We start from the raw sequence: 24,782 nt of genomic DNA on the forward strand, positions 1-24,782 counted from the left end.
CCACAGCCTATGCGTGCCGGTCCGTCCCAGGAGGACATCAGGCGCCACAACCTCGGCGCGCTGCTGCGTCATGTCCATCTGGGCGGGCCGATCTCGCGCGCCGAGCTCACCTCCAGGATGGGGCTCAACCGCAGCACCATCATGGCGCTCACCTCCGACCTGACGGCGGCCGGGCTGGTGCGCGAGGAACTGCCGCGTGAGACAGGCCGCGCCGGGCGGCCCTCCCTGGTGGTCCGTCCCGAGTCGTCGCGGGTGTACGTGTTCGCGTTCGACGTGGGGCCCGACCGGCTGGTGGCCGCCCGTGTCGGGCTGGGCGGGGTGATCCTCGACCGGCGGGAGCTGCCACGCCGGCGCGGCCCGTTCGAGCTGCCGGAGCTGGTCGGCGCGCTGGCCGGGTTCGCCCGGCAGATGCGACGCAAGACCAGGCCCGACACCGTGTGCGTGGGCGCCGCCGCGGCCGTGGCCGGCGGGGTGCGCAAGGGCGACGGCGTCATCACCTTCGGCCCCAACCTGATGAAACCCCATCAGGAGGTGCCGTTCGGTGAGGAACTGGGCCGCAGGCTCGGCCTCGGCCTGCCGGTGAGCGTGGGCAACGACGCCAACCTGGGCGCGCTGGCCGAGCACAGCCGCGGCCTGGGCGTGTCCGTCAAGGACCTCATCTACCTGCACGGCGACGTCGGCATCGGCGGCGGCATCATCGCGGGCGGCCACCTGCTCGGCGGCCACGACGGCTACGGCGGCGAGGTCGGCCACATGGTCGTCAACCCCGGCGGCCGGGCGTGCGGCTGCGGCTCGCACGGCTGCCTGGAGGCCGAGGTGGGGGAGCGGGCGCTGCTGGAGGCGGCGGGCCGGGCCAAGTCGGACCAGAACGGGGACGCCCAGCAGGGCAAGCACGGCCGGGAGGCGGTGCGCGCCGTCGTCGACGCCGCCGACCGGGGCGACATCGTGGCCCAGGAGGCGCTCAAGCGGGTCGGCGACTGGCTCGGCCTGGGCGTCGCCAACCTGATCAACATCTTCAACCCGGAGATGGTCATCTTCGGCGGCATGCTCAGGGAGATCTACCTCGGCTCGGCGGCGCGGGTGCGCAGCCAGCTGACCCTGCACGCCATGACCCCCCAGCGCGAGCGGCTGCGGCTGCGCACCTCGGCACTGGCCGACGACGCGACGCTGGTGGGCGCGGCCGAGCTGGCCTTCGCCCACGTCCTCGCGGACCCGCTGGAGGTGCTGGCCAGGGCGGGCGGCTAGGCGACCCGCGCGTTCGGCGCCGTCCAGGTGTTGCAGGCGCCGGCCGAGCCGGCGTCGTAGCCGCGGTCCTGCCAGTAGGCGAGGTTGCGCGGCTTGCCGTGGATCTCGCTCTCGCGGCTCCGCTTCACCCCGTCGATCCACTGCGCCCAGGTGATGTCGGAGTTGAGCGTGTCGAGCGTGGACCGGTAGAACACGCCGGCGAAGCACTCGGCCTGCATCTCCAGCCGGCGGCTCAGCGCCGCGCGCCGGGTCTTGCCGGAGCGCCAGTAGAGCGTGTTCTGCGCGTCCAGGATGCCGGTGAGCTCCTGTACGTGGTGGCCCCACTCGTGCGCGACCGAGTGCGCGAGGTTCAGCTTGATCTGGTCGCGCAGGTCACGCTTCATGATCCGGATCGCGACGGTGCGCTGCTGCGGGCAGTACTGCGCGCCGTTGGTGGTGATCTTCCCGCAGACAGAGCGGCTTCCGGTCGTGATCTGCAGCTTGGGCGGGCTGTAGCGCAGGCCCGCGGCCTTGAACCGGGCGGCCCAGAAGCGGTTGGCGCACCGGGCCAGCTCCTGCTGGAACCTCTTCACCGAGGCGGCGCTGCCCGGCCTGACCTCGGAGGTCGCGCAGGACATGGGGGCCGCGGTGCCCGACCGGTAGATCTTGTTCTTGGTGAGGACGGCCGGCAGCGCGGCGGTCGCGGTGGTGCTCGCGGCCGCCGCGCTGCTCGCCGTACCCGTGAGGCCCAGACCCGCGATCATGCAGGACGCCACTGCGACAAAGGGAATACGCACGATCGCGGATCTTAGACCAGTTCATGGTGTTTTGTTTACGCAACCTTGGCATTCGGCCGCGGAAGGCACGGCCGCGCCCGGTGACGCGGCCGTGTGTCACGACGTCAGGCGACCGCCCTGGAGGACGCCTTCCAGGTGTTGCAGGAGCCCGGCTGCGCGGAGTTGTAGCCCCGCTCCATCCAGGCCGCCTGGCTCCGGCCCTTGCCGTGGTCGTTCTGCGCCCAGCCCTTGTGGCCGTTCTCGCGGAACCAGTTCACGGTGTGGTCCCAGTGCTCCTGGGGAACCGGCAGCGAGTGGGCGATCGTCCGCATGAAGACCGCGGAGAAGCACTCGGCCTGGAGCTCGTGGCGGCGCGACAGCTGCAGCTGGGCCGAACGGCTGGCCCGCTGCCTGGCCTGGAAGTAGTAGTTCGAGATGCCGGCCAGCTGCTGGACGTGGTGGCCGTACTCGTGGGCCATCAGCCGGGCGATGCCGACCGCGAACGGGTCGCGCAGCTCGCGCTTGGTGATCAGCATGTACATGGTGCGGTCGGCGCTGCAGTACACGCCGGCGGCACCCGAGACCCAGCGCCCGCAGGCGTTGTTGACCTTCCTGGTGACGATGCGCAGCCTCGGCTTGCTGAAGCGCAGGTTCGCCTTGCGGAACTGGGTGGCCCACGCCTTGTTCAGGCAGTTCGTCATCCGCTGGAGGAAGCGCTTGTACGCGGCAGTGCTGCCCCGCCGGATCTCGCCCGGCGAGCAGTTGGTGGCGGCCAGGCGGCCAGTCCGGTAGAGCCGGCTGTTCGTCGCCGCGGACTTGGGCGCGGCCTGCAGGGCCGCGACCTGCTGCGCCGCCGCGGGCTGGGTCGTGACCCGCTGCTGGACCCCGGCCTGGGCGCTGTGCGTCTGTGCGACCGCCGTCCCCGTGCCGGCCAGCGTGATGACCACGCCGGCCGCCGTGAGTGACGCCAGTTTCTTCATGGGGAGAGTGTTCATAATGTGCCAAAGACTAGGTCAAGAGCTGACAAATGTGGGTGGATTTAAGTCGATGGGTCTAGTGCGGCATCCGCGAACTAGACTCGACCCAGTCGGCGAACAAGAGCAGAGGGGAGCCGGATCCGTGAGCGGGTTGCTGGGCTCGATCAAGGGACCGCACGACGTCAAACGGCTCGCGGCGGAGGACCTGCCGCTGCTGGCGGGTGAGATTCGCGACCTGCTCGTCGACTCGTGCGCGCGCTTCGGCGGCCACCTCGGCCCCAACCTCGGTGTGGTGGAACTCACCATCGCGATCCACCGCGTCTTCGACTCGCCGCGCGACCCGGTCATCTGGGACACCGGTCATCAGGCGTACGTGCACAAGCTGCTCACCGGCCGGGTGGCCGGCTTCGGCGCGCTCAAGCAGGAGGGCGGCCTGTCGGGCTACCCCAGCCAGGCCGAGTCCGAGCACGACTTCGTGGAGAACTCCCACGCCTCCACCGCCCTGTCCTACGCCGACGGCCTGGCCAAGGCGTTCAAGCTGCGCGGTGAGCGCGACCGCACCGCCGTCGCGGTGATCGGCGACGGCGCGCTCACCGGGGGCATGGCCTGGGAGGCGCTCAACAACATCGCCGCCGTCAAGGACCTGCCGGTCGTCATCGTGGTCAACGACAACGGGCGCTCCTACTCGCCGACCATCGGCGGCCTCGCCTCCCACCTGTCGTCGCTGCGCGTCGACCGCCGCTACGAGGACGCGCTGGAGTTCGTGAAGGAGAAGCTCGGGAACGTTCCCGTGCTCTACGACGCGCTCCACGGCCTCAAGAAGGGCGTCAAGGACGCCATCGCCCCGCAGGTCATGTTCGAGGACCTCGGCCTCAAGTACGTCGGCCCCATCGACGGCCACGACGAGCAGGCCATGGAGGCGGCGCTGCGCCGGGCCCGCGGCTTCCGCGGCCCGGTCATCGTGCACGCGCTCACCCAGAAGGGCCGCGGCTACAGCCCGGCGGAGAACCACGACGAGGACCAGTTCCACTCGCCGGGCGCCTTCGACCGCGCCACCGGCGCCGAGAAGCCCAAGGGCCGCATCTGGACCGACGTGTTCAGCGACGAGCTGGTCCGGCTCGGCAAGGAGCGCGAGGACGTGGTCGCGATCACCGCCGCGATGCTCCACCCGACCGGCCTGGCGCGCTTCGCCGACGCCTTCCCCGACCGCACCTACGACGTCGGCATCGCCGAGCAGCACGCCCTGACCAGCGCCGCCGGTCTGGCCATGGGCGGACTCCACCCGGTCGTGGCCGTCTACGCCACCTTCCTCAACCGCGCCTTCGACCAGCTCCTCATGGACGTCGCCCTGCACCGGCTGCCCGTCACCGTGGCGCTCGACCGGGCCGGCGTGACCGGCGACGACGGCGCCAGCCACAACGGCATGTGGGACCTCTCCATCCTCCAGGTCGTGCCCGGCCTGCGGCTCGCCGTCCCGCGCGACGGCGAGCGGCTGACCGAGCTGCTGCGCGAGGCGGTGGCCGTCACCGACGGGCCGACCGTGCTGCGCTTCCCCAAGGGCCCCGTCGCCGAGGCGATCGAGCCCGTACGCAAGCTCGGGGGCATGGACGTCCTGCGCGACCCCGATACCTCCGACCCCGACGTGCTGCTGGTCGGCGTGGGCCCGATGGCGCACGTCTGCCTGGAGGCCGCCACCCTGCTCGACGCGCAGGGCATCAGCGCCACGGTGGTCGACCCGCGCTGGGTCAAGCCGCTCGACGAGGCCCTGATCGGCGCGGCGGCCGGACGCCGGCTCGTCGCCGTCGTCGAGGACAACGGCCGGGTCGGCGGCGTGGGCGACGCGGTCTCGCGGCTGCTGCGCGACGCCGACGTCGACGTGCCCGTGCGCAACTTCGGCATCCCGCAGCGCTTCCTCGACCACGCCAAGCGGGCCGTCATCCTCGGCCGGATCGGACTCAACGGCCAGGACCTCGCCCGCCAGATCACCGAGGCGGTCGCCAAGCGCAGCTCGCAGGTCGTCAGTCCTTCGTAGGAGAGCCTTCCCGGGTTACGCTCACGTGAGATTCCGCACCTCGCATGATCGCCCCGGACCCGGGAAGGATCACCGACCGTGGACATCTTTCGCACGAAGAGTGTCGAGCAGTCGATCCGTGACACCGAGGCGCCCGAGCACCGGCTCCGCAAGCGTCTCACCGCCGTCGACCTGACGGTCTTCGGCATCGGTGTGATCATCGGCACCGGCATCTTCGTGCTGACCGGTCAGGTCGCCAGGGAGATGGCCGGGCCGGCGGTGGCGATCTCGTTCGTGGTGGCCGGGGTGGTGTGCGGGCTGGCCGCGCTGTGCTACGCGGAGTTCGCCTCCACGATCCCCGTGGCCGGATCGGCCTACACCTTCTCCTTCGCCACGCTGGGCGAGTTCCCCGCCTGGATCATCGGCTGGGACCTGCTGCTGGAGATGGCGCTGGCAGCCGCCGTGGTCGCCGTCGGCTGGTCAGGCTACTTCAGCGCGCTGCTCACCTCGGCCGGCGTGCACCTGCCCCCGTCGATCGCGGGCGAGGACCCCGTGGTGGACGTGCCCGCGATGGCCGTCGTGCTCATCCTCACCGCGGTCCTGATCGCCGGCATCAAGCTGTCGTCCCGGGTCAACCTGGTCATCGTGATCATCAAGGTCACGGTCGTCCTGCTGGTGATCCTGGCCGGGCTGTTCTTCATCTCCATGGCCAACTACACGCCGTTCGTCCCCGAGCCGCAGCCGACCCCGGCGGTGGAGGGCGTGCAGGCGCCGCTCATCCAGGTGCTCTTCGGCATCACGCCGGTGGCTTTCGGCGTGCTGGGCATCTTCACCGCCGCGGCCATCGTGTTCTTCGCCTTCATCGGCTTCGACATCGTGGCCACCGCCGCGGAGGAGACCATCGAGCCGCAGCGCGCCCTGCCGCGCGGCATCCTCGGCTCGCTGGTGATCTGCACGCTGCTGTACGTGGCGGTCTCGCTGGTGGTGGTGGGCATGCAGCCCTACACCGAGCTGAGCACCGCCGCGCCGCTGGCCGACGCGTTCACCGCGGTCGGGCAGCCCTGGGCGGCGGCGCTCATCAGCATCGGCGCGATCGCCGGCCTGACCACCGTGGTGATGATCCTCATGCTGGGGCAGACCCGGGTGCTGTTCGCCATGTGCCGCGACGGGCTGCTGCCGCGCCCGCTGGCCAAGGTCCACCCGAGGACCGGCACGCCCGCGCTGCTCACCGCGATCGTCGGCGTGGTCGCCGCCCTGCTGGCCGGGTTCATCTCCCTGAGCGCGCTGGCCGAGCTGGTGAACATCGGCACGCTCTTCGCGTTCGTGGTGGTGTCCGCCGGTGTGATCATCCTGCGGCGCACCCGTCCGGACCTCCCACGGGCCTTCAGGGCGCCGCTGGTGCCGCTGCTGCCGATCCTGTCGGTGCTCGCCTGCCTCTACCTGATGCTGAACCTGCCGGTCGAGACCTGGCTCCGGTTCCTCATCTGGATGGTCATCGGCACGGTGCTCTACTTCGCGTACGGCTACCGCCACAGCATGGTGGCCGGGCCCGACCGGCGGTCGTGAGGGGCGGCCGGAGCCGCCCCCGCCGAGACCCGCGGATCAGGGCGTGAAGAGCGCCCCGCCTGCCGACTTCATCAGGCACGCGTTCGAGTACATCCGGCCGAACGAGATCGGCTCGCCGCGCCACCGGCCCGTCACGACCACGGCGGCGGGCCGGAACTCGCGCGTGCAGGCGGCCTTCGAGCTGCCCACCAGCCGGGCCGGATCGCCGCCGGCCCGCGCCAGCAGCTTGCAGGCCGCGCTCGCCGACCGGTGGGTGCCGCCCGCCGGACGGCAGGTGAGCGTGGCCGTCCGCGTGGGACCGTTCTTCACCGTGACCAGGATCCGCAGGACCGCTCCCGGCGTGCTTGCCGCGACCGCCGGGGCCGGGACCGTCAGGAGGGACCCGCACAGCGCGATCGCGCCGAACGCCTTCATCATGATCTTTTCCCTTCGTAGCACACGGCATCAGAGGCTACGACGGAGAGTGACGGCCGGAGGGGAGGCCCGCCGGGCGAGCCTCCCCAAAGGCAGGTCAAGCGGGGAGCGAGGCGACTCCCGGCGGCAGGAACCGTGACGGCGAGTGACCGGCGCGGTCCAGGTACGGGGTGATGCCGCCCAGGTGGAACGGCCAGCCGGCGCCCAGGATCATGCACAGGTCGATGTCCTGCGGCGCCGCCACGACGCCCTCGTCCAGCATGATCCGGATCTCCCCGGCCAGCGCCCTCAGCACGCGCACGCGTACCTGATCGGCGGTGGACGGCCCGTCCGCGACGCCGGAGCCGCCCGCGAACAGCGCGACCGCCTCCTCGTCCAGCGAGAAGTCCGGCCGGTACACGCCCGGCTTGCCGGCGGCGACCAGCTTGGCCAGGTTGGCCGAGACCCCGAACCGGTCGGGGAACGCCTCGTGCAGCGTCTCCGCCACGTGCAGGCCCACCGCCGGGCCGACGAGCTGCAGCAGCGCGAACGGCGTCATCGGCAGCCCGAGCCGGTCCAGCGCGTGCTCGGCCGTCTCCAGCGGGGTGCCCTCGTCCACGGCCCCGATGACCTCGCCCATGAACCGGGTGAGCAGCCGGTTGACGACGAACGCCGGGGCGTCCTTGACCAGCACCGACGACTTCTTCAGCGCCTTGCCGACGGCGAACGCGGTGGCCAGCGTGGCGTCGTCGGTCGCGCCGCCCCTGACGATCTCCAGCAGCGGCATGACCGCGACCGGGTTGAAGAAGTGGAAGCCGACCAGCCGCTCCGGGTGCGCCAGGTCCTCGCCCATCGCGGTGACGCTCAGCGAGGAGGTGTTGGTGGCCAGCACGCAGTCGGCCCGCACCACGGCCTCCACCTCGGCGAACACCTGCTTCTTGACCGTCAGGTCCTCGAAGACCGCCTCGATCACGAAGTCGGCGTCGGCGAAGGCGTCCTTGGTCAGCGAGCCCGTCACCAGCGCCTTGAGCCGGTTGGCCTGGTCGGGCGAGACGCGGCCCTTGCCGGCCAGCTTGTCGACCTCGGCGTGCACGTACGAGACGCCCTTGTCGAGCCTGCCCTGGTCGAGGTCGGTCAGCACGACCGGGACCTGCAGCCGGCGGGCGAACAGCAGCGCCATCTGCGAGGCCATCAGGCCCGCGCCGACGACGCCGACCTTGGTCACCTTGCGCGCCAGCGACGACTCCGGCGCGCCCGCGGGCCGCCTGGCCCGGCGCTGCACCAGGTCGAAGGAGTACAGCCCGGCCCGCAGCTCGTCGCTGAGCAGCAGGTCGGCGAGCGCCTCGTCCTCGGCGGCGAAGCCCTCGTCGCGGGAGGCGGTACGGGCCAGCGCGACCAGGTCGAGCGCCCGGTACGGCGCGGGAGCGGCGCCGTGCAGCTTCATGTCGACCAGGAAGCGGGCGTCGGCGACCGCCTTGTCCCAGTCGGCGGCGGTGTGGTCGGGGCGCTCGACCGTCACCTCGCCGCTGAGCACCCGGGCCGCCCAGCGCAGCGACTCCTCCAGAAAGTCGGCCGGCTCGAAGAGGGCGTCCGCGACGCCCAGCTCGAACGCCTCGCGGCCCCTGGTCATGCGGTTCTGCGCGAGCGGGTTCTCCACGATCAGCTTGATCGCGTTCGCCGGGCCTGTCAGGCGGGGGAGCAGCTGCGTGCCGCCCCAGCCCGGCACCAGGCCGAGCGAGCACTCCGGCAGCGCCACCGCCGGGACGCCCGAGGAGATCGTGCGGTAGGTGCAGTGCAGCGCCACCTCCAGGCCGCCGCCCATGGCCGCGCCGTTGACGAACGCGAACGACGGGACGTCCAGCTCGCCCAGCCGGCGGAACACGTGGTGGCCCAGGGCGCCGATCGCCAGCGCCTCCTCACGGGTGGTCAGCGCCGCCGCGCCCTTCAGGTCGGCGCCGACGCCGAACACGAACGGCTTGCCGGTGACGCCCACCGCCGCCAGGTCGGTCCGCTCGGCGATCTCCGACAGCGCGCCGTTGAGCGCGAACAGGCCGTGCGGGCCGAACGTGTTGGGCTTGGTGTGGTCGAAGCCGTTGTCGAGCGTGATCAGCGCCATCGTGCCCGCGCCGCCGGGCAGTTCCACGTCGCGGACCAGGGCCTTGGTGACGACCTCGTCCGTGGCCCGCTCGGTCAGCAGCGCGCGCCAGGTGTCCAGAGTGCTCACAGGCCCTCCTCCGTCGGTCCTGTGAGCATGCTGCTGTGTCTCATGGTTCTCTCGCTTCGCTCGCTCACGTCAGGTTCTCCCAGATCACGGTGCCGCCCATGCCCATGCCGACGCACATGGTGGTGATGCCGTAGCGCACGTCGGGGCGCTCGCCGAACTGGCGGGCGAGCTGCGTCATCAGCCGTACGCCGGAGGAGGCCAGCGGGTGGCCGAACGCGATCGCGCCGCCGTACGGGTTCACCCGGGGGTCGTCGTCGGCGAGGCCGAAGTGTTCCAGGAAGGCGAGGACCTGGACGGCGAACGCCTCGTTGATCTCGATCAGCCCAATATCCGACATTTCGAGATTCGCCAGGCGGAGGGCGCGCTCCGTGGACGGGATCGGGCCGACGCCCATGACCTCCGGGTCCACACCGGCGAACGCGTACGAGACGAGCCGCATCTTCGGCGTCAGGCCGAGCTCCGCGGCGACGTCGGCGGCCGCCACGACGCAGCCGGTCGCGCCGTCGTTGATGCCCGAGGAGTTGCCGGCCGTCACGTGGCCGTGCGGGCGGAACGGCGTCTTCAGCGTGCCCAGCGCCTCCAGGGTGGTGCCGGGACGCGGCGCCTCGTCCTGGGTGGCCAGGCCCCAGCCCTTCTCCGCCGTGCGCACCGCGGTCGGCACCAGGTCGGGCTGGATCTTGCCGTCCGCGTACGCCTTGGCCACCTTCTCCTGCGACAGCACCGCGTACGCGTCGGCGCGCTCCTTGGTGATCGTGGGATGGCGGTCGTGCAGGTTCTCCGCCGTCATGCCCATGACCAGGGCGCTCGGGTCGACCAGCTTCTCCGACAGGAACCGCGGGTTCGGGTCGACGCCCTCGCCCATCGGGTGGCGTCCCATGTGCTCGACGCCGCCCGCGATGGCCACGTCGTAGGCGCCGAAGGCGATGCCGCCGGCGACCGTGGTCACCGCGGTCATCGCGCCCGCGCACATCCGGTCGATCGCGTAGCCGGGCACGGACTTCGGCAGCCCTGCCAGCACCGCCGCCGAGCGGCCGATGGTCAGGCCCTGGTCGCCGATCTGGGTGGTGGCGGCGATGGCGACCTCGTCCACCCGCTCGGGCGGCAGGGCGGGGTTGCGCCGCATGAGTTCGCGGATGACGCGCACGACCAGGTCGTCAGCGCGGGTCTCCGCATACAGCCCCTTCGGCCCGGATCTGCCGAAAGGGGTGCGCACGCCGTCGACGAACACGACGTCACGAGAGGAAGGCACGGATCAGCTCCTCGTTGCTGGACAGCTTCCGCCCTTATGCTACTCATCAGTAACTACCGCGCACGCGACCCCCGCGGCGACCAGGGCGCAGATCACCACCGGATCGAGGTCCCACACCCTCCCCCTTACCCCCAGCACCCCGGTCACAGCCACCATCACCCCTGCTCTCCGTGTCACCGCCCGCACGCGCCCGAGGCGGGGACCCGCTCGATGCCTGGGCGTCCTCCCGCTCGTGGGGGCCTGACGTCCGGGGAGGTTCCCGGCGAGCCGGGCGGGGTCCCAGGGGTCGCTGGGAGGTGTGCCCGGGTGGGCGACGCGCGCTGCGAGGTCACGGGCCCACCAGGCGGCGAAGCAGACCGCCGCTCCCGCCCCGGCCCAGCCGAGCGCCGTCATCGCGCTCTCCAGGACGGCGGCGAGCGGGGACTCCCCGAACAGGCCCGGCAGCGTGCCGCCGAGCAGCAGCACCACCGCCCACCCGCACGCCATGACCAGCCTGCCCACCGGCAGCAGCGGCGGGGGCGGCGGCACCGCGTACAGCTCCCGCTCCCGGCGCCGGGCGGCGCGCACCCGCGACCCCCACACCACCTGCGTGACGGCCAGCGCGGCCAGCGCGCCGGCGAAGGACGCCAGCGAGAGCAGGGCGAGCGGCGCCGCCCACACGCCGTCCGCCCGCTCGGCGAGCACCTGCGTGGCGGCCGGGAACAGGAGTGCGGCGGCCAGCGCCACACGGGCGCGGCGCCGCGCGTCCCGGACCCGCGCCCGCAGCGCCGCCACGGCCACGGCGCCGGGAGGGGGCGCGATCTCGCTCGTGAGCATGGTGGTCATGATGCGGGACAACGCTCCGTGACGTCCCGGTTTCGGCAAGCTGGAGTCACCGATCCACCGACTCCCGAATCCGCGCCCAAGCGAGGCGGAATCGTCAACGGTCCCGCCCGCGTCCAAGCGAGCGGGTGCCGTCAACTCGCGACGCGGGCGTCCGCGTGAGGTCGGTGGTCCCCGTCAGGTCGTGACCTCCCGTCTGCGTGAGTTGGGAGCGTTGGGGGTGTCGTCAGGTTGTGACGCCGGCGTCCACGGGGATGGCGGCGCCGGTGATGTTGCGGCCGCCCTCGCCGGCCAGGTGGGCCACGGTCGCGGCGATGTCCTCCGGTGAGCAGTAGCGGCCCAGCGCGGTGTACGAGCGTTCCTCGTCGGCGCCCGGCCCGTCGGCCGGGTTCATCTCGGTGTCGGTGGAGCCGGGATGGACCAGGTTGGCGGTGATGCCGCGGGAGCCGAGGTCGCGGGCCAGCCCTTTGGTGAGGCCGACGAGCGCGGACTTGCTCATCGCGTACAGCGTCCAGTCCGGGTACGGGACGCGCTCGGCCAGGCTGCTGCCGATCATGATGATCCGCCCGCCCTCCGGCAGGTGCCGCGCCGCGGCCTGGGCCAGCACGAACGACGCGCGGGCGTGCACCGCGAGCACGCGGTCCACCTCCTCAAGCGTGACATCCTCCAGTGGCCCGTACGGGGCGATGCCGGCGTTGCCGACCACCACGTCGAGCCGGCCCAGGGTGGCCACCGTGCGCTCGACCGCCGCCACCACCTCGCCCGCGTCCTCGGCCCTGGCCCGGACGGCCAGGGCACGCCGCCCCAGCGCCTCGGCCTCCGCGGTCACGGCCGCCGCCCGGCCGGCCTCGGCGGCGTACGTGATCGCCACGTCGAACCCGTCGGCGGCGAGCCGGCGGGCGATGGCGGCGCCGATCCCCCTGCTGCCTCCGGTGACCAGCGCGACCTTGCGTCCCATGATTCCTCCAATGAAAAGGAATGGATTCCGCTTGAGATAATAACCGGAATCCATTCCGTTTGTCTCGGGTGGAAGGATGGACGCCGTGAGAAGCGAGCGCAGCGACGCCGCCCGCAACCGGGCGAAGATCCTCGCCGCCGCCGCCGGCATCGTCGCCGAGCGGGGGGTGGAGGGCCTGGCGATGGCGGAGGTCGCCGCCGCGGCAGGGGTCGGCGTCGGCACGCTCTACCGCCGTTTCGGCGACCGCTCCGGGCTCGCCTACGCGCTCATCGACGAGCGGGAGCGCGAGTTCCAGGCGGCCTTCGTCGCGGGGCCGCCGCCGCTCGGGCCGGGGGCGGAGCCGCGCGTGCGTATCCGCGCGTTCCTGCACGCCCTGCTGGAGCGTACGGTCGAGCAGCTCGACCTGCTGCTGATGGCCGAGACGGCCGCGCCGCTGGCCCGCTTCGGCGGCGCCTACCAGGCCCACCACGCCCACCTGGCGATGCTGGTCGCGCAGGCGGCGCCCGGCGCCGACGCCGCCCCGCTGGCCGACGCGCTGCTGGCGCCGTTCGCCGCGCCGCTGCTGGCGCACCGGCTGCGCGAGGGTGTGACGCCCGAGCGGGTCAGGTCCGCGCTCGACGCCCTCCTCGCCGGGATCCGCTGAAGGCCCTCCGGCGTCTCCGGGGGTGGGACGTCGAGTCACGGCAGGGGCCGATGTGACTGTGAGTAGTCTTCGGGAAACGAGTGAAATATCCGGACAGATGTTGGTTAAATCTGTTATGAAAGGTTGCACTCCGTATTCGCACTAGAAGAGGTTCAGCGTGGCGCGCGACGACAACGACAGGCCATACGACGACGGGCAGGGCAGGCCGGTGAACCCGGACCTGACCGGCGATGTCCTGTCTCCGCGCTGGAGCACGGATGACACCGACGAGCAGCCCGCCATCCAGGTCTCGGGCAACGAGACGTACATCCTGCCCCCGGACGACACCCCCGCCGGCGACCCGTACCCGGCCAAGGACGAGCCCTCCTACCTCGACGCCCCGTACGCCGAGGGCGGCTCGTACGCCGACAACGCCCCGTACGCCGAGAACGGCCCGTATGCCGAGGGCACCCAGTACGCCGAGGGCACCTCGTACGCCGAGAGCGGTCCGTACGGCGCGAGCGGCGGTTACACCGACGACCAGGGCGCCTCCTACATCGACGGCTACCCCGACTCCCAGGGTCCGGTGTACACCGACGCCTTCGCCGAGAGCGCGGCCGGCGAGTACGCGGGAGACGAGCCGAGCGACCCGCGCAGGCCCGCCGACGACCCGGATGGGGCCGGTTACCTGCCCCTCGACCGGGGCTACGAGGAGCCCGAGGAGGAGCCCAAGCGCGGGTTCCTCGGCTCCGGCTGGACCGGCTCCTCCGGCGACGGCGGCGACCACGGCAAGGACTACGGCAAGGACTACGACAACGGCGACGGCGAGGTGCGGCGCCGCACCAGGCTGCTGCTGGCCGCCGCCGCGGCCGTGGTGGTGCTCGGCGTGGGCGGCGGCTGGATGCTCACCAGCACCTCCTCCGACGACCCCTGCGCGGACGGGCGGTGCGCCTCCGTCAGCGACCTCAGCTCGCCCTCCGCCGACGAGGAGGCGGAGACGGACGTCCCCATCGAGGAGGCGACCGATACGGCCACTCCCGAGCCCGAGGTCTCCGAGACCCCCACCACCGCGCCCACGACGCAGACCAGGGTCCGCCCGACCCGGACGGCCTCGGCCGAACCGGAGCCCGAGCCCGAGCCCACCCGCACGCGGACCCGTGCCGCCGAGCCGGACCCGGAGCCGTCGAGCAGGGCCACCCGCGCGCCGGTCAACGAGATGAACGAGGCCAAGGTCAGCGCCCGGCCCGAGCCGGACCGGACGGAGGACACCGAGTCGAGCGCGCCGACCAGCGATCCCGTCACCGACATGCCGCAGCCGGAGGAGACCAGGCGAGGCCTGCTGGACATCCTGTTCCCCTGGGGCTGAGACGTGTAAGGATGCGGTTCCGGACGCTTGTTTTCCGGCATACTGGAAACCGTTTTCCTGGAGGGTCTCTTGGTCACGCTGGAAGACGTCGCCAAGCAGGCGGGCGTCTCGCTCGCGACCGCCTCGCGGGTGCTCAACGGCAGCACCCGCCAGGTGGGCGCCACGCTGCGGGCGCGCGTCGAGCGCGCCGCCGACGAACTGGGCTACCGCGCCAACATCGCCGCCCAGACGCTCGCCCGCGGCGCCAGCAACGTCATCGGCATCGTGGTGCATGACCTGACCGACCCGTACTTCGCGGCCCTGGCCGACGGCGCCATGCGGGCCGCCGCCGGAGAGGGCCTGCTGGTGATGGTCGGCACCACCCACCGCGACCCCGAGCAGGAGATCGCGTACGTGTCCACCCTGCACGCGCAGCGGGTCCGCGCCGTGCTGCTGGCCGGGTCCCGCATGGCCGACCCCGAGGTCACCGGCCGTTTGGCCGCCGAGCTCGCCGCCTACCGCGCGAGCGGCGGGCGGGTGGCCTGCGTCGGCCAGGACCTGCTGGGCGTGAACACCGTCGCGCCCGCCAACCGGGAAGGCTCCGCCGCCCTGGCCCGCGCGCTGGCCGGGCTCGGCCACACCCGCTTCGCCGTGCTCGCCGGGCCGCCCCACCTCATGACCGCCGCCGACCGGTGCGCCGGGTTCACCTCGGCCCTGCGGGAGCTCGGACTGCCGGAGCCGCTCGTCCTGCACGGCCCGTTCGACCGCGACGGCGGTTACGCGGCGGCCCGGCGCACCGGCGACGCGACCTGCGTGTTCGCGGTCAACGACGTGATGGCGGTGGGCGCGCTCGCCGCCTACCGGGAGCACGGCATCCGGGTTCCGCAGGACGTGTCGGTGGCCGGTTTCGACGACATCGCCACGCTGCGTGACCAGGTGCCCGCGCTGACGACGGTCCGGCTGCCGCTGAAGGACATGGGCGCGCGGGCGCTGGAGCTGGCGCTGACGACCGACGAGGGCGTGGTCGTGGAGCGGGTGGCCGGCGAGGTCGTGCTCCGCGAGAGCGTCCGAGACCTGCGGTGACGGGAGAACCCACCTGATGCGACTGGCCTTCAGCACCCTGGGCATGCCGGGCGCCGGCCTGGACGAGGCCATCGAGACCGGCCTGCGGGCCGGCTGCGCGGGGCTGGAGCTGCGGCTGCATCCCGACACCGGCGTGCACGCGGGGCTCGGCGGCCCGGAGCGGCTGTCGGTGCGGCGGCGCGTCGAGGACGCCGGGCTGGAGATCGCCGCGCTCGCCGGCTACGTCGGCGTCTGCGAGCCGGCGGACGACGAGGCGGTGATGGCGGCGCTCCGCGCCGACCTGGAGCTGGCCGCCGACCTGGGCGCGCCGGCGGTGCGGGTGTTCCCGCGCGGCGACGATCCCGCGCTGGGCGCGCGCCGGCTCAAGGCGGTCTCCGGTACGGCGGCGGAGCTGGGCGTGCGGGTGCTGGTGGAGACCCACGACAAGATGGCCACCGGGGCCGCGGTGGCCGCCCTGCTGGCCGAGGCCGGCACCCCCGCGACGTCCGGCGCGCTCTGGGACCTGCTCCACCCGTGGCGCCACGGCGAGTCCCCGGCCGCCACGCTCGCCGCGCTCGGCCCGAGCCTGGCCTACGTCCAGGTCAAGGACGCGGTGTCGGCCGCCGACACCACCCCGGTGCCGATGTGGACCGGTTCCGTGCCGCTGGACGAGGCGGGCGAGCTGCTCCGCGCGGCCGGCTACCGCGGCTGGGTGTCGCTGGAGTGGGAGCGCACCTGGTATCCGCAGGTCGCGCCGGTGGAGGAGATCCTGCCGGGGGCCGCCGCGTGGGTGCGGCGGTTCGGCATCTAGACGATTGATTCCCAGGGGTGTGGGATATCCTTCCTCGCCGACGTGATGCACCAGATCCTCGAACAAGACATCCACGCCAACGCGAATGACCTCCGAGCCGTCGACGTCCGTGGCTGATACCGGCGACGTCGCCCCAGCCGCGCTGAGGGCCGGCGAGCCCTGCCTGGGAGCCGGCGAAGGTGCTCGCCGACCTGCCCGAAGGGGCAGCAGGGCTGGCGTACCGGGACGCGGGTGGCAGTCGAGCGTCTGGTCGAGGAGTGCGCGCGGGGCGACGTTCACGCGGGTTGACCAGGGACGACAAGGAGACAGCCGCGCAGACGCACATCACCGCCCCCGTACGGGGTAACCGGTACGGGATGCGGATCGAGGACTGGTTCCTGACCGAGGAGGAACGCGGCAACGGGGCGACCAGGCTCGGCCCGTGGACGACCGGCAACGACGTACGCCCGCTCGTCCACGGAGCGACCTATTTCGCCGAGCTGCGGGCCTGCGTCGAGCGGCTCGGCGAGGACGACCTGCTGCTGTTCGCCGACTGGCGCGGCGACCCCGACGAGCGCCTGACCCCCGACGGCCCGACCGTGGGCGAGGCGATGGCCGCGGCCGCGCGGCGCGGCGCCCTCGTACGCGGCCTCATCTGGCGCTCCCACATGGACCTGCTGCGTTTCAGCTCGGCCGAGAACCGCCGCCTCGGCAGGGAGATCGAGGACTCCGGCGGCCAGGCCCTGCTGGACACGCGGACCAAGCCGGGCGGCGCGCATCACCAGAAGTTCGTCATCCTGCGCCACGACGGCGACCCCGCCAGGGACGTCGCCTTCGTCGGCGGCATCGACCTGTGCCACAGCCGCCGCGACGACGCGGACCATCTGGGCGACCCGCAGAGCTGCCCCATGCCCGCCGTGTACGGTCGCCGCCCGCCCTGGCACGACGTCCAGGTCGCCATCCAGGGGCCGGCCGTCGCCGAGGTGGAGGCGGTCTTCTGTGAACGCTGGGAGGACCCCGCCCCCGAGACCCGCGACCCGCTGCGCCGGCTGCGCGACCACATCGGCCGGCTGGACGACGCCCCGCCGCTGCCGAAGCCGGGTCCGCCTCCGCCGCCGGCCGGGCGGCACGCGGTGCAGTTATTGCGTACCTATCCGGCGCGGCGCGACCGCTATCCGTTCGCGCCGGACGGCGAGCGCAGCATCGCCCGCGCCTACCGCAAGGTGCTGGCCCGCGCCCGCTCCATCGTCTATCTGGAGGACCAGTACCTGTGGTCCACCGACGTCATCGAGCCGTTCGCGGAGGCGCTGGAGCGCGAGCCCGGCCTGCGCATGATCGTCGTCGTGCCGCGCCATCCCGACCAGGACGGCCTGCTGGCCGGCCCCGCCAGCCTGATCGGCCGCGCGGACGCCCTGGCCCGGCTGCGCGCCGCCGGCGGCGACCGGGTCGCCGTCTACGACCTGGAGAACCACCGGGGCACGCCGATCTACGTGCACGCCAAGGCCTGCGTGGTGGACGACGTGTGGGCCACGGTCGGCTCCGACAACGTCAACCTGCGCTCGTGGACGTACGACTCGGAGCTGAGCTGCGCGGTGCTGGACGAGCGGGAGGACCCGCGTCCGCCGTACGGCGCGCTGCGCTTCGCCCGCGACCTGCGGCTGACCCTCATGGCCGAGCACCTGGACCTACCCGGCGGCGAGCAGGACGAGCTGTGCGATCCGGCCGCCGCCTTCGCGGCGTTCGCGCGGGCCGCGTCCCGGCTGGAGGAGTGGCACCGGGGCGGCGAGGAAGGGCCGCGCCCGCCGGGCCGGCTGCGCCCGCACCCGGAGCCCACCCTGTCGAGGCTGCAGAAGGCGCTGGCCATGCCCCTCTACCGGTTCGCGGTGGACCCGGACGGGCGGCCGGCCGAGCTTCGGCGGTCGGGCCGGTTCTGACCGCTGCTAGATGATTGATTCCACACCCCTTGGAATCAATCATCCAGACGAGGGCGCTTAGATGGGAGAATGTCCCAGCTGAGAAACAAGGTGCTCGTCGTCGGCATGGACGGCCTGCGCTTCGACCGGCTGCGCGCGCTGCGCCCGCCGGTCCTGACGTCGCTGATGTCCGCGGGCGCGTACGGCACGAGCCTGCTCCCGTACGGGGAGGAGGACGCGCCGCGGACCGAGTCGCCCGGCGAGGTCGTCCCCGAGCCGCCGGCGGAGCCGGCTCCGCCCGGGGAACGCGTGATCAGGGCGCGGACCGACTCCGGGCCTGGCTGGTCGTCGATCGCCAGCGGGGTGTGGCCGGACAAGCATGGCGTGGTGGACAACGGGTTCGCCGGAGCACAGTTCACGAAATATCCGGACTTCTTGTCGCGGGCGCAGGCCGCGCGCCCCGACCTCACGACGGCGGCGTTCTTCTCCTGGGCGGCCCTCGACGAGCACGGCGCCTTCGGCCGGACCATCGGCCACCGGCTCGTGCTCGACGGCTACGCGCTCACCTTCGCCGGCGCCGACAAGCAGGTCACCGCCGAGGCCGGCCGCCACCTGGCGGAGGCGGGCCCCGACCTGTCGTTCGTCTACCTGGGCGACACCGACGAGGTGGCGCACGAGCTGGGGCCGTTCTGCCCCGAGTACACCGCCGCGCTCATGACCCAGGACACCGCCCTGGGCGGCTTCCTCGACGCGATCCGCGGCCGGCCCTCGTACGCGGGGGAGCGGTGGACGGTTCTGGTGACCACCGACCACGGCCACGTCGACGAAGGCGGCCACGGCGGCGCGTCGGACGAGGAGCGGACGGTGTTCGTCATCGCCGCCCGGCTGGGCGCCGACCTGGGCGGCGTGCCGCTGGCGCGGCCAAGGCCGGTGGACGTGGGCCCGACGGCGCTGGCCCAGCTCGGCATCCCGGTGGACCCGGCGTGGGACCTGGACGGTGTGCCGCTTCCGATCTGATTGTTCATCAAGTGTTGAATTTCTCGCCCACTAGGGGAAGACTCGTGTTCAGGGACCACGAGGGGCGGGAGGCCCGATGGTGCTTGACCTTTCCCAGGTGCGCGGCGGGATGCTGGCGGAAGCCGGCGGGAAGGCCGCCAACCTCGGCGAGCTGATCGGGGCGGGCCTGCCGGTGCCGCCGGGCTGGGTGGTGACCACCGACGCCTACCGGCGGGTCGCCGCCGAGGCGGGCCTGGACGGGCTGATCGCCGCCGGCGGTGACGGGCTGGCGGAGAAGGCCAGGGAACGGCTGCTCGCCACCCCCGTCCCGCCGGACATCGCGCGGGCCGTCGCCGTCGCGTACGAGAAGCTGCCGGCGGGCGCGGCGGTGGCGGTGCGGTCGTCGGCCACGGCCGAGGACCTGCCGCACGCCAGCTTCGCCGGCCAGCAGGACACCTACCTCAACGTGACGGGCGCCGAGGCGGTGCTCGACGCGGTGCGCCGCTGCTGGGCCTCGCTCTGGACCGACAGGGCCGTCGCCTACCGCGAGGCCAACGGCGTCGATCACGCCGGCGTCAGCCTGGCCGTCGTGGTGCAGGAGATGGTGGACGCCCGGGTGGCCGGCGTGATGTTCACCGCCAACCCGGTGACCGGCAGGCGGCACGAGGCGGTCATCGACGCCGCCCCCGGTCTCGGCGAGGCCGTCGTGTCGGGCGCGGTCAACCCCGACCGGTTCGTCGCCGACGCCCGCACCGGCGAGATCCGCGAGCGCCGCGCGGGCGACAAGCGGCTGCTCATCCGGGCCCTGCCGGGCGGCGGCACCGAGCGGCTCGACACGCCGTCGCGCGACGGGTTCTGCCTCACCGACGACCAGGTGCGGGAGCTGGCCGCGCTGGGCGCCAGGGTCGAGGAGCACTACGGCGCCCCGCAGGACACCGAGTGGGCCATCGGCGCCGACGGCGGGCTGTGGCTCACCCAGGCCAGGCCGATCACCACCCTGTACCCGCTGCCCGAGCCCCGGGACGGCCTGCGGGTGTACTTCTCGTTCAACGTCGCGCAGGGCGTCATGGGTCCGCTCACGCCGCTGGGGCAGGCGACGATCAAGCTGCTCGCCTCCGGCGCCGCGGGCGCGTTCGGGCGCCCGCCCGCCGACCCGCGCGAGGGGCCGCCGGTCCTGGTCTCGGCGGGGGAGCGGCTCTGGATCGACATCACCACCCCGCTGCGCAGCCGCGCGGGACGGGTGATCCTGCCCCGGGTCATGCAGGTGGGCGAGGCCCGCACCGTGGCGCTGGTGCGCGAGCTGGCCGCCGACCCCCGGCTGCCGGTGACGCACACCTCGCGCCGCCCGCTCCTGCGGGCCGCCGCCCACTTCGGCCGCCGCCTGCGGGTCCCCGCCAAGGTGCTGCGGGCGCTCACCCGCCCGGAACGCGCGCTCGCGTACACCCGCAAGCTGGGCGAGGACCTCGACGGGCACCTGCGGCTGCCCGAGACGGCCACGCCCGCCGACCGGCTGCGGCACGCCCAGCGGATGCTCGGCGGCGCCTTCCCGGCGATCATCTCGATCATGCCGACGGCGCTCACCGGATACGGGCTGTACGCGCTGGCCGCCAGGCTGTCCGGGACGCCGCTGGGCGAGATGCAGGAGGTGCTGCGCAGCGTCCCGAACAACCCGACCACCGAGATGGACCTGGAGCTGTGGCGGCTCGCCACGCGCATCGAGCCGGAGGTGTTCCGGCGCGAGCCGGTCGCCGAGCTGGTCCGCCGCTACCGCGCCGGCACGCTGCCTCCCGTCGCCCAGCGCGAGATCACCGCGTTCCTCGGCCGGTACGGGCACCGCGGCGTCGCCGAGATCGACATCGGCGTGCCCCGCTGGTCGGAGGAGCCGGGCCACATCCTCGGCGCGCTGGCCAACTACCTGCGCATGGACGCGGACGCCGACCACGCCCCGGCCGCGCTGTTCGCCAGGGGCGAGGTGGCGGCCCGGCGGGCGGTGGACGAGGCCGTGGCCGCCGCGCGCCGCCGCGGCCGGCTCCGCGCCGCTGTCGTCCGGTTCGCGCTGGGCCGCGCCCGGCAGTTCGCCGGGCTCCGCGAGCTGCCCAAGTTCTACGCGGTCAAGGCCATCGCGGGCGTACGGGCGAGCCTGCTGGAGGTGGGCGGCCACCTGGTGGGCGAGGGCGTGCTGGACTCGGCGCAGGACGTGTTCTTCCTGGACTTCGCCGAGCTGGAGGCGGCGGTGGCCGGGGAGGGCGGTGACGTGCGGGAGACCGTCGCCGCCCGCCGGGCCGTCCACGAGCGGGAGCGCCGCCGCAGGCACGTGCCGCGGGTCATGCTGTCGGACGGCACCGAGCCCGAGGCGGCGATGGCCGGCGCGGCGCCGGAGGGGGCGATCACCGGCACCCCCGCCTCGTCGGGCACCGTCACGGGGACGGCGCGGGTGGTGCTCGACCCGGTCGGCGCCCAGCTGGAGCCCGGCGAGATTTTGGTCTGCCCATCCACCGACCCCGGCTGGACGCCGCTGTTCCTGACCGCGGGCGGCCTGGTCATGGAGATGGGCGGCGCCATGTCGCACGGCGCGGTGGTGGCGCGGGAGTACGGCATCCCCGCCGTCGTCGGCGTCCCCGACGCCACCCACCGCATCGCGTCGGGCGCTCAGGTCACGGTGAACGGCGCCGTCGGCACGGTCACCACGCCCGCGTAGCGCTCCTTCATCGTGGCCACCACCTCGTCAGGGTCCGCCGCCCAGACGTCGGCGTTGAAGATCTCCACCTCGACGTCGCCGGCGTAGCCGGCGGTGGCCACCGCCCGGGTGATCGGCGGGAAGTCGATCACCCCGTCGCCCATCATGCCCCGGCCCAGCAGCACGTCCGCCGGCAGCGGGTGCAGGTAGTCGCACACCTGGTAGGAGGCGATCCGCCGGCCCGCCCTGGCGATCTGCTCGTGGAGCGCCGGGTCCCACCACACGTGGAAGGTGTCGACCACCACGCCGACCTGCTCCTCCGGGTACGGCAGCGCCAGGTCGAGCGCCTGCCCGAGCGTGGAGAGCACGGCCCGGTCCGGGCAGTAGACCGGGTGCAGCGGCTCCAGGGCCAGCTTCACCCCGCGCTCTCCCGCGTACGGGGCCAGCGAGGCGAGGGCCTCGGCCACCCGCTCCCGCGCCCCCGCGACATCGCGCGAGAACCCGGCCGGCAGCGGCTCTCCCGGCCGCACCCCCGGCAGCCCGCCGACCACCATCACCAGGCAGGCCGCGCCCAGCTCGGCGGCCTCGTCGACGGCCCGCCGGTTGTCCTCCAGCGCCTGCGCGAACGCCCGCCGGCCCTCCTCGCCGGGCAGCCCGCCCGCCGTCAGGAAGCCGCCCCGGCACAGCGACGAGACTCGCAGCCCGGCCTCGCGCACCAGCTTGGCGCTGCGCGCGAGCCCCGTCTCGGCCACCTTCTCCCGCCACAGGCCGACGGCCTCCAGCCCGTGCCTGGCGCAGCCGTCGACCGCCTCGGGCAGCGACCACCGCCGTGTCGTCCACTGGTTCAGCGACAGGCTCACAGCCCGTTCACCTCCAGCAGCGCCCGCATCCGGCGCACCGCGAGCTCCTGGTCGGCCAGCAGCCCCGCCCGGTCGGCCAGCCGGAACACCTCCGCCAGATGCGTCAGCGACCGGGCCGACTGCGCGCCGTTCACCATCGCGAACGCGTCCTGGTGCCCGTTCAGCCACGCCAGGAACACGATCCCGGTCTTGTAATGGAACGTCGGCGTCTCGAAGATCTTGCGCGACAACGGCACCGTCGGCGCCAGGATCTCCTCGTACGAGGCCAGCAGCCGGTCCCTGTCCGGCCCGGCGGGCGCGGCCTCGGCGGCGTCCAGCGCCCGCAGCGCCGCGGCGGCGGCCGGGGCGATCGCGTCGAAGATGCCCAGCAGCGCGTGCGAGCCCGTCCTGATCAGCGACGGGTAGTTGAAGTCGTCGCCGGTGTAGAGCCTGACGCCCGCGGGCAGCGCGGCGCGCAGCCGCACCTCGTGCTCCTCGTCCAGCAGCGACACCTTCACCCCGTCCACCATCGGGGCGTGCGCGTGGACCAGCTCCAGGAACGACTCCGTGGCCGCCGCGACGTCGCGCGCCCCCCAGTAGCCGGCCAGCTGGGGGTCGAACATCTCGCCCAGCCAGTGCAGGATCACCGGCCGGTCGGCCAGCCCGAACAGCTTCCCGTACACCCGGTGGTAGTCCTTCGGGCCGCCCGCCACCCGGGCGAGCTGCCGCGACGCCATGATGATCACTCCGGCGCCGGTCTCCTGGACGGTCTCCACCTGTTCGGCGTACGCGGCGACGATGGCGTCCAGGTCGTCCGCGCCGGGCGCGTGATCGGTCCCGGCGCCGCACGCGACCAGCTCCGCCGGGTCGCCGAGCGTGGCCGCCTCGGCGGCGCTGCGCCTGATCAGCTCACGGGTGGCGGCCCAGTCCAGGCCCATGTTGCGCTGCGCGGTGTCCATCGCGTCGGCCACCCGCAGCCCGTACGACCACAGATGGCGGCGGAAGCGCAGCGTGGCTTCCCAGTCGACGGCGGCGGGCGCGCCGGGGGTGTTGTCGCCGAGCGGGTCGGCCACCACGTGCGCGGCCGCGTACACCACGCGGCCGGCGGCGGGGCCGCCGCCGGCCGGCCAGGTCACCGGCTCGCTCAGCGTGTACGGGCCGCCGGGCAGGTCGATCCTCACAGCTGCGGCACCTCGATCCTGCGGCCCTCCGCAGACGAGCGCAGGCCCAGCTCGGCCAGCTGCACGCCCCGCGCGCCCGACGCGAAGTCGTACGGGAACGGCGCGTCCTCCAGGACGTGGCGGACGTACAGCTCCCACTGGATCTTGAAGCCGTTGTCGAACTCGGCGTTGTCCGGCACCGTCTGCCAGTCGTCGCGGAAGCGGGCGGTCACCGGCAGGTCGGGGTTCCAGACCGGCTTGGGGGTGGCGGCGCGATGCTGCGCCCGGCAGTCGCGCAGGCCCGCGACGGCGCTGCCGTGGGTGCCGTCCACCTGGAACTCCACCAGCTCGTCCCGGTTGACGCGGACCGTCCAGGAGGAGTTGATCTGCGCGACGACGCCGCCCTCCAGCTCGAAGATCCCGTAGGCGGCGTCGTCGGCCGTGGCCGCGTAGCGGTCGCCCCGCTCGTCCACCCGCTCGGGGATGTGCGTGGCGGCGTGCGCGTACACCGAGGTGACCCGGCCGAAGAGGTTCTCCATCACGTAGTGCCAGTGCGGGAACATGTCGAGCACGATGCCGCCGCCGTGCTCCGACCGGTAGTTCCACGACGGGCGCTGCGCCTCCTGCCAGTCGCCCTCGAACACCCAGTAACCGAACTCGCCGCGCACCGACAGGATCCGGCCGAAGAAGCCGCCGTCGACCAGGCGCTTGAGCTTCAGCAGGCCCGGCAGGAACAGCTTGTCCTGCACCACGCCGTTCTTGACGCCCTTGGCCGCGGCGGCCTCCGCCAGCGCGAGCGCCTCCTGCACCGACTCGGCGGTGGGCTTCTCGGCGTAGATGTGCTTGCCCGCGTCGACGGCCTTGAGCACGGCCTTGACCCGGGCCGAGGTGACCTGGGCGTCGAAGTAGATCAGGTTGCCGTCGTCGGCCAGCGCGGCGTCGAGGTCGGTGGTGTGGTCGGGGATGCCGTGGGCGGCCGCGATCCGGGCGAGCTTGTCGGCGTTCCTGCCGACGAGCACCGGCCTGAGGGTGACCCTGCTGCCGTCGGAGAGCGTCACACCGCCCTGTTCGTTGATCGCCAAAACGGAGCGGACCAGATGCTGCCGGTAGCCCATCCGTCCGGTGACGCCGTTCATGACGACGCCGATGGTGCGCACGCTCATGGGGATCCTTTCAGG

The 24,782-nt window shown here is 73.2% G+C and carries 20 protein-coding genes; 10 read left to right on the top strand and 10 right to left on the bottom strand.

Going from position 1 to position 24,782, the window contains the following annotated elements; all coding sequences use genetic code 11:
- The first annotated feature begins 9 nt into the window (after window positions 1–9).
- Window positions 10–1,245, top strand: coding sequence for an ROK family transcriptional regulator (locus FR742_RS07955; RefSeq protein WP_148030342.1), 1,236 nt, complete (start codon window positions 10–12; stop codon window positions 1,243–1,245).
- Here FR742_RS07955 and FR742_RS07960 read toward each other — a convergent pair.
- Window positions 1,242–2,021 carry a neutral zinc metallopeptidase gene (locus FR742_RS07960; protein WP_148030343.1) on the bottom strand — a complete coding sequence of 260 codons (780 nt, stop codon included), beginning with the start codon at window positions 2,019–2,021 and terminating at the stop codon, window positions 1,242–1,244. The genes FR742_RS07955 and FR742_RS07960 overlap by 4 nt on opposite strands.
- Window positions 2,022–2,125: 104 nt before the next feature.
- Window positions 2,126–2,980, bottom strand: a complete 855-nt coding sequence (locus FR742_RS07965; RefSeq protein ID WP_148030344.1) for a neutral zinc metallopeptidase — start codon at window positions 2,978–2,980, stop codon at window positions 2,126–2,128.
- A gap of 148 nt (window positions 2,981–3,128) precedes the next feature.
- On the opposite strand from FR742_RS07965, the gene dxs reads away from it, so the two are divergent.
- Complete coding sequence (gene dxs / locus FR742_RS07970; RefSeq protein ID WP_261808846.1) at window positions 3,129–5,009, top strand: 1-deoxy-D-xylulose-5-phosphate synthase; 1,881 nt, start codon at window positions 3,129–3,131, stop codon at window positions 5,007–5,009.
- Between the two features lie 78 nt (window positions 5,010–5,087).
- A complete protein-coding gene (locus tag FR742_RS07975; RefSeq protein WP_148030346.1) occupies window positions 5,088–6,554 on the top strand; it encodes an amino acid permease in 1,467 nt (488 codons plus the stop codon).
- 36 nt (window positions 6,555–6,590) lie between these two features.
- Here FR742_RS07975 and FR742_RS07980 read toward each other — a convergent pair whose 3' ends face one another.
- The 5 genes from FR742_RS07980 to FR742_RS08000 form a co-directional block, all read right to left on the bottom strand.
- The gene (locus FR742_RS07980) at window positions 6,591–6,971 is read right to left on the bottom strand and encodes an SSI family serine proteinase inhibitor (protein WP_148030347.1); all 381 of its coding nucleotides are present in this window, start codon (window positions 6,969–6,971) and stop codon (window positions 6,591–6,593) included.
- 94 nt (window positions 6,972–7,065) lie between these two features.
- Complete coding sequence (locus tag FR742_RS07985; RefSeq protein ID WP_148030348.1) at window positions 7,066–9,171, bottom strand: 3-hydroxyacyl-CoA dehydrogenase NAD-binding domain-containing protein; 2,106 nt, start codon at window positions 9,169–9,171, stop codon at window positions 7,066–7,068.
- Window positions 9,172–9,235: 64 nt separating this feature from the next.
- The gene (locus FR742_RS07990; RefSeq protein ID WP_148030349.1) at window positions 9,236–10,420 is read right to left on the bottom strand and encodes a thiolase family protein; all 1,185 of its coding nucleotides are present in this window, start codon (window positions 10,418–10,420) and stop codon (window positions 9,236–9,238) included.
- Window positions 10,421–10,459: 39 nt separating this feature from the next.
- Window positions 10,460–11,245 (bottom strand): hypothetical protein, encoded by a 786-nt coding sequence (locus FR742_RS07995; protein WP_148030350.1) that lies wholly within the window; start codon window positions 11,243–11,245, stop codon window positions 10,460–10,462.
- 223 nt (window positions 11,246–11,468) lie between these two features.
- Window positions 11,469–12,200, bottom strand: a complete 732-nt coding sequence (locus FR742_RS08000) for an SDR family NAD(P)-dependent oxidoreductase (RefSeq protein WP_187281038.1) — start codon at window positions 12,198–12,200, stop codon at window positions 11,469–11,471.
- A 76-nt stretch (window positions 12,201–12,276) separates the two neighbouring features.
- Between FR742_RS08000 and FR742_RS08005 the strand changes: the two genes are divergently transcribed.
- The 7 genes from FR742_RS08005 (at window position 12,277) to FR742_RS08035 (ending at window position 21,626) form a co-directional block, all read left to right on the top strand.
- On the top strand, window positions 12,277–12,843 hold the full coding sequence (locus FR742_RS08005) for a TetR family transcriptional regulator (protein ID WP_148030351.1): 567 nt from the start codon (window positions 12,277–12,279) through the stop codon (window positions 12,841–12,843).
- Between the two features lie 157 nt (window positions 12,844–13,000).
- The gene (locus FR742_RS08010; RefSeq protein ID WP_148030352.1) at window positions 13,001–14,188 is read left to right on the top strand and encodes a hypothetical protein; all 1,188 of its coding nucleotides are present in this window, start codon (window positions 13,001–13,003) and stop codon (window positions 14,186–14,188) included.
- A 69-nt stretch (window positions 14,189–14,257) separates the two neighbouring features.
- Window positions 14,258–15,250 (top strand): LacI family DNA-binding transcriptional regulator, encoded by a 993-nt coding sequence (locus tag FR742_RS08015; RefSeq protein ID WP_148030353.1) that lies wholly within the window; start codon window positions 14,258–14,260, stop codon window positions 15,248–15,250.
- 16 nt (window positions 15,251–15,266) lie between these two features.
- Window positions 15,267–16,040: a sugar phosphate isomerase/epimerase gene (locus tag FR742_RS08020; protein WP_148030354.1), complete on the top strand. Its 774-nt coding sequence runs from the start codon at window positions 15,267–15,269 to the stop codon at window positions 16,038–16,040.
- A gap of 284 nt (window positions 16,041–16,324) precedes the next feature.
- Entirely contained in the window at window positions 16,325–17,953 is a 1,629-nt protein-coding gene (locus FR742_RS08025) for a phospholipase D family protein (protein WP_261808408.1), read from the top strand.
- Window positions 17,954–18,022: 69 nt separating this feature from the next.
- On the top strand, window positions 18,023–18,949 hold the full coding sequence (locus FR742_RS08030) for an alkaline phosphatase family protein (RefSeq protein WP_148030355.1): 927 nt from the start codon (window positions 18,023–18,025) through the stop codon (window positions 18,947–18,949).
- Between the two features lie 76 nt (window positions 18,950–19,025).
- A complete protein-coding gene (locus tag FR742_RS08035) occupies window positions 19,026–21,626 on the top strand; it encodes a PEP/pyruvate-binding domain-containing protein (RefSeq protein ID WP_148030356.1) in 2,601 nt (866 codons plus the stop codon).
- On the opposite strand, the gene FR742_RS08040 is transcribed toward FR742_RS08035, so the two are convergent.
- The 3 genes from FR742_RS08040 to FR742_RS08050 are packed head-to-tail and all read right to left on the bottom strand — an operon-like array spanning window position 21,578 to window position 24,767.
- Window positions 21,578–22,465: a sugar phosphate isomerase/epimerase gene (locus tag FR742_RS08040; protein ID WP_148030357.1), complete on the bottom strand. Its 888-nt coding sequence runs from the start codon at window positions 22,463–22,465 to the stop codon at window positions 21,578–21,580. The two genes, FR742_RS08035 and FR742_RS08040, sit on opposite strands and share 49 nt — an antisense overlap.
- On the bottom strand, window positions 22,462–23,625 hold the full coding sequence (locus FR742_RS08045; protein ID WP_148030358.1) for a dihydrodipicolinate synthase family protein: 1,164 nt from the start codon (window positions 23,623–23,625) through the stop codon (window positions 22,462–22,464). Before FR742_RS08045 ends, FR742_RS08040 begins: the two co-directional genes overlap by 4 nt.
- On the bottom strand, window positions 23,622–24,767 hold the full coding sequence (locus FR742_RS08050; RefSeq protein WP_148030359.1) for a Gfo/Idh/MocA family protein: 1,146 nt from the start codon (window positions 24,765–24,767) through the stop codon (window positions 23,622–23,624). Before FR742_RS08050 ends, FR742_RS08045 begins: the two co-directional genes overlap by 4 nt.
- Window positions 24,768–24,782: the final 15 nt, after the last annotated feature.

The sequence above is a fragment of the Nonomuraea sp. C10 genome, from assembly GCF_008017515.1.
Lineage (GTDB): Bacteria > Actinomycetota > Actinomycetes > Streptosporangiales > Streptosporangiaceae > Nonomuraea > Nonomuraea ferruginea.

Coding starts and splice junctions, on each gene's coding strand:
- FR742_RS07955 (WP_148030342.1), top strand. CDS start 10: ATGCGTGCCGGTCCGTCCCAGGAGGACATCAGGCGCCACAACCTCGGC.
- FR742_RS07965 (WP_148030344.1), bottom strand. CDS start 2,980: ATGAAGAAACTGGCGTCACTCACGGCGGCCGGCGTGGTCATCACGCTG.
- FR742_RS08035 (WP_148030356.1), top strand. CDS start 19,026: ATGGTGCTTGACCTTTCCCAGGTGCGCGGCGGGATGCTGGCGGAAGCC.
- FR742_RS07995 (WP_148030350.1), bottom strand. CDS start 11,245: ATGACCACCATGCTCACGAGCGAGATCGCGCCCCCTCCCGGCGCCGTG.
- FR742_RS07980 (WP_148030347.1), bottom strand. CDS start 6,971: ATGATGAAGGCGTTCGGCGCGATCGCGCTGTGCGGGTCCCTCCTGACG.
- FR742_RS08000 (WP_187281038.1), bottom strand. CDS start 12,200: ATGGGACGCAAGGTCGCGCTGGTCACCGGAGGCAGCAGGGGGATCGGC.
- FR742_RS08020 (WP_148030354.1), top strand. CDS start 15,267: ATGCGACTGGCCTTCAGCACCCTGGGCATGCCGGGCGCCGGCCTGGAC.
- FR742_RS08005 (WP_148030351.1), top strand. CDS start 12,277: ATGGACGCCGTGAGAAGCGAGCGCAGCGACGCCGCCCGCAACCGGGCG.
- FR742_RS08030 (WP_148030355.1), top strand. CDS start 18,023: ATGTCCCAGCTGAGAAACAAGGTGCTCGTCGTCGGCATGGACGGCCTG.
- FR742_RS08050 (WP_148030359.1), bottom strand. CDS start 24,767: ATGAGCGTGCGCACCATCGGCGTCGTCATGAACGGCGTCACCGGACGG.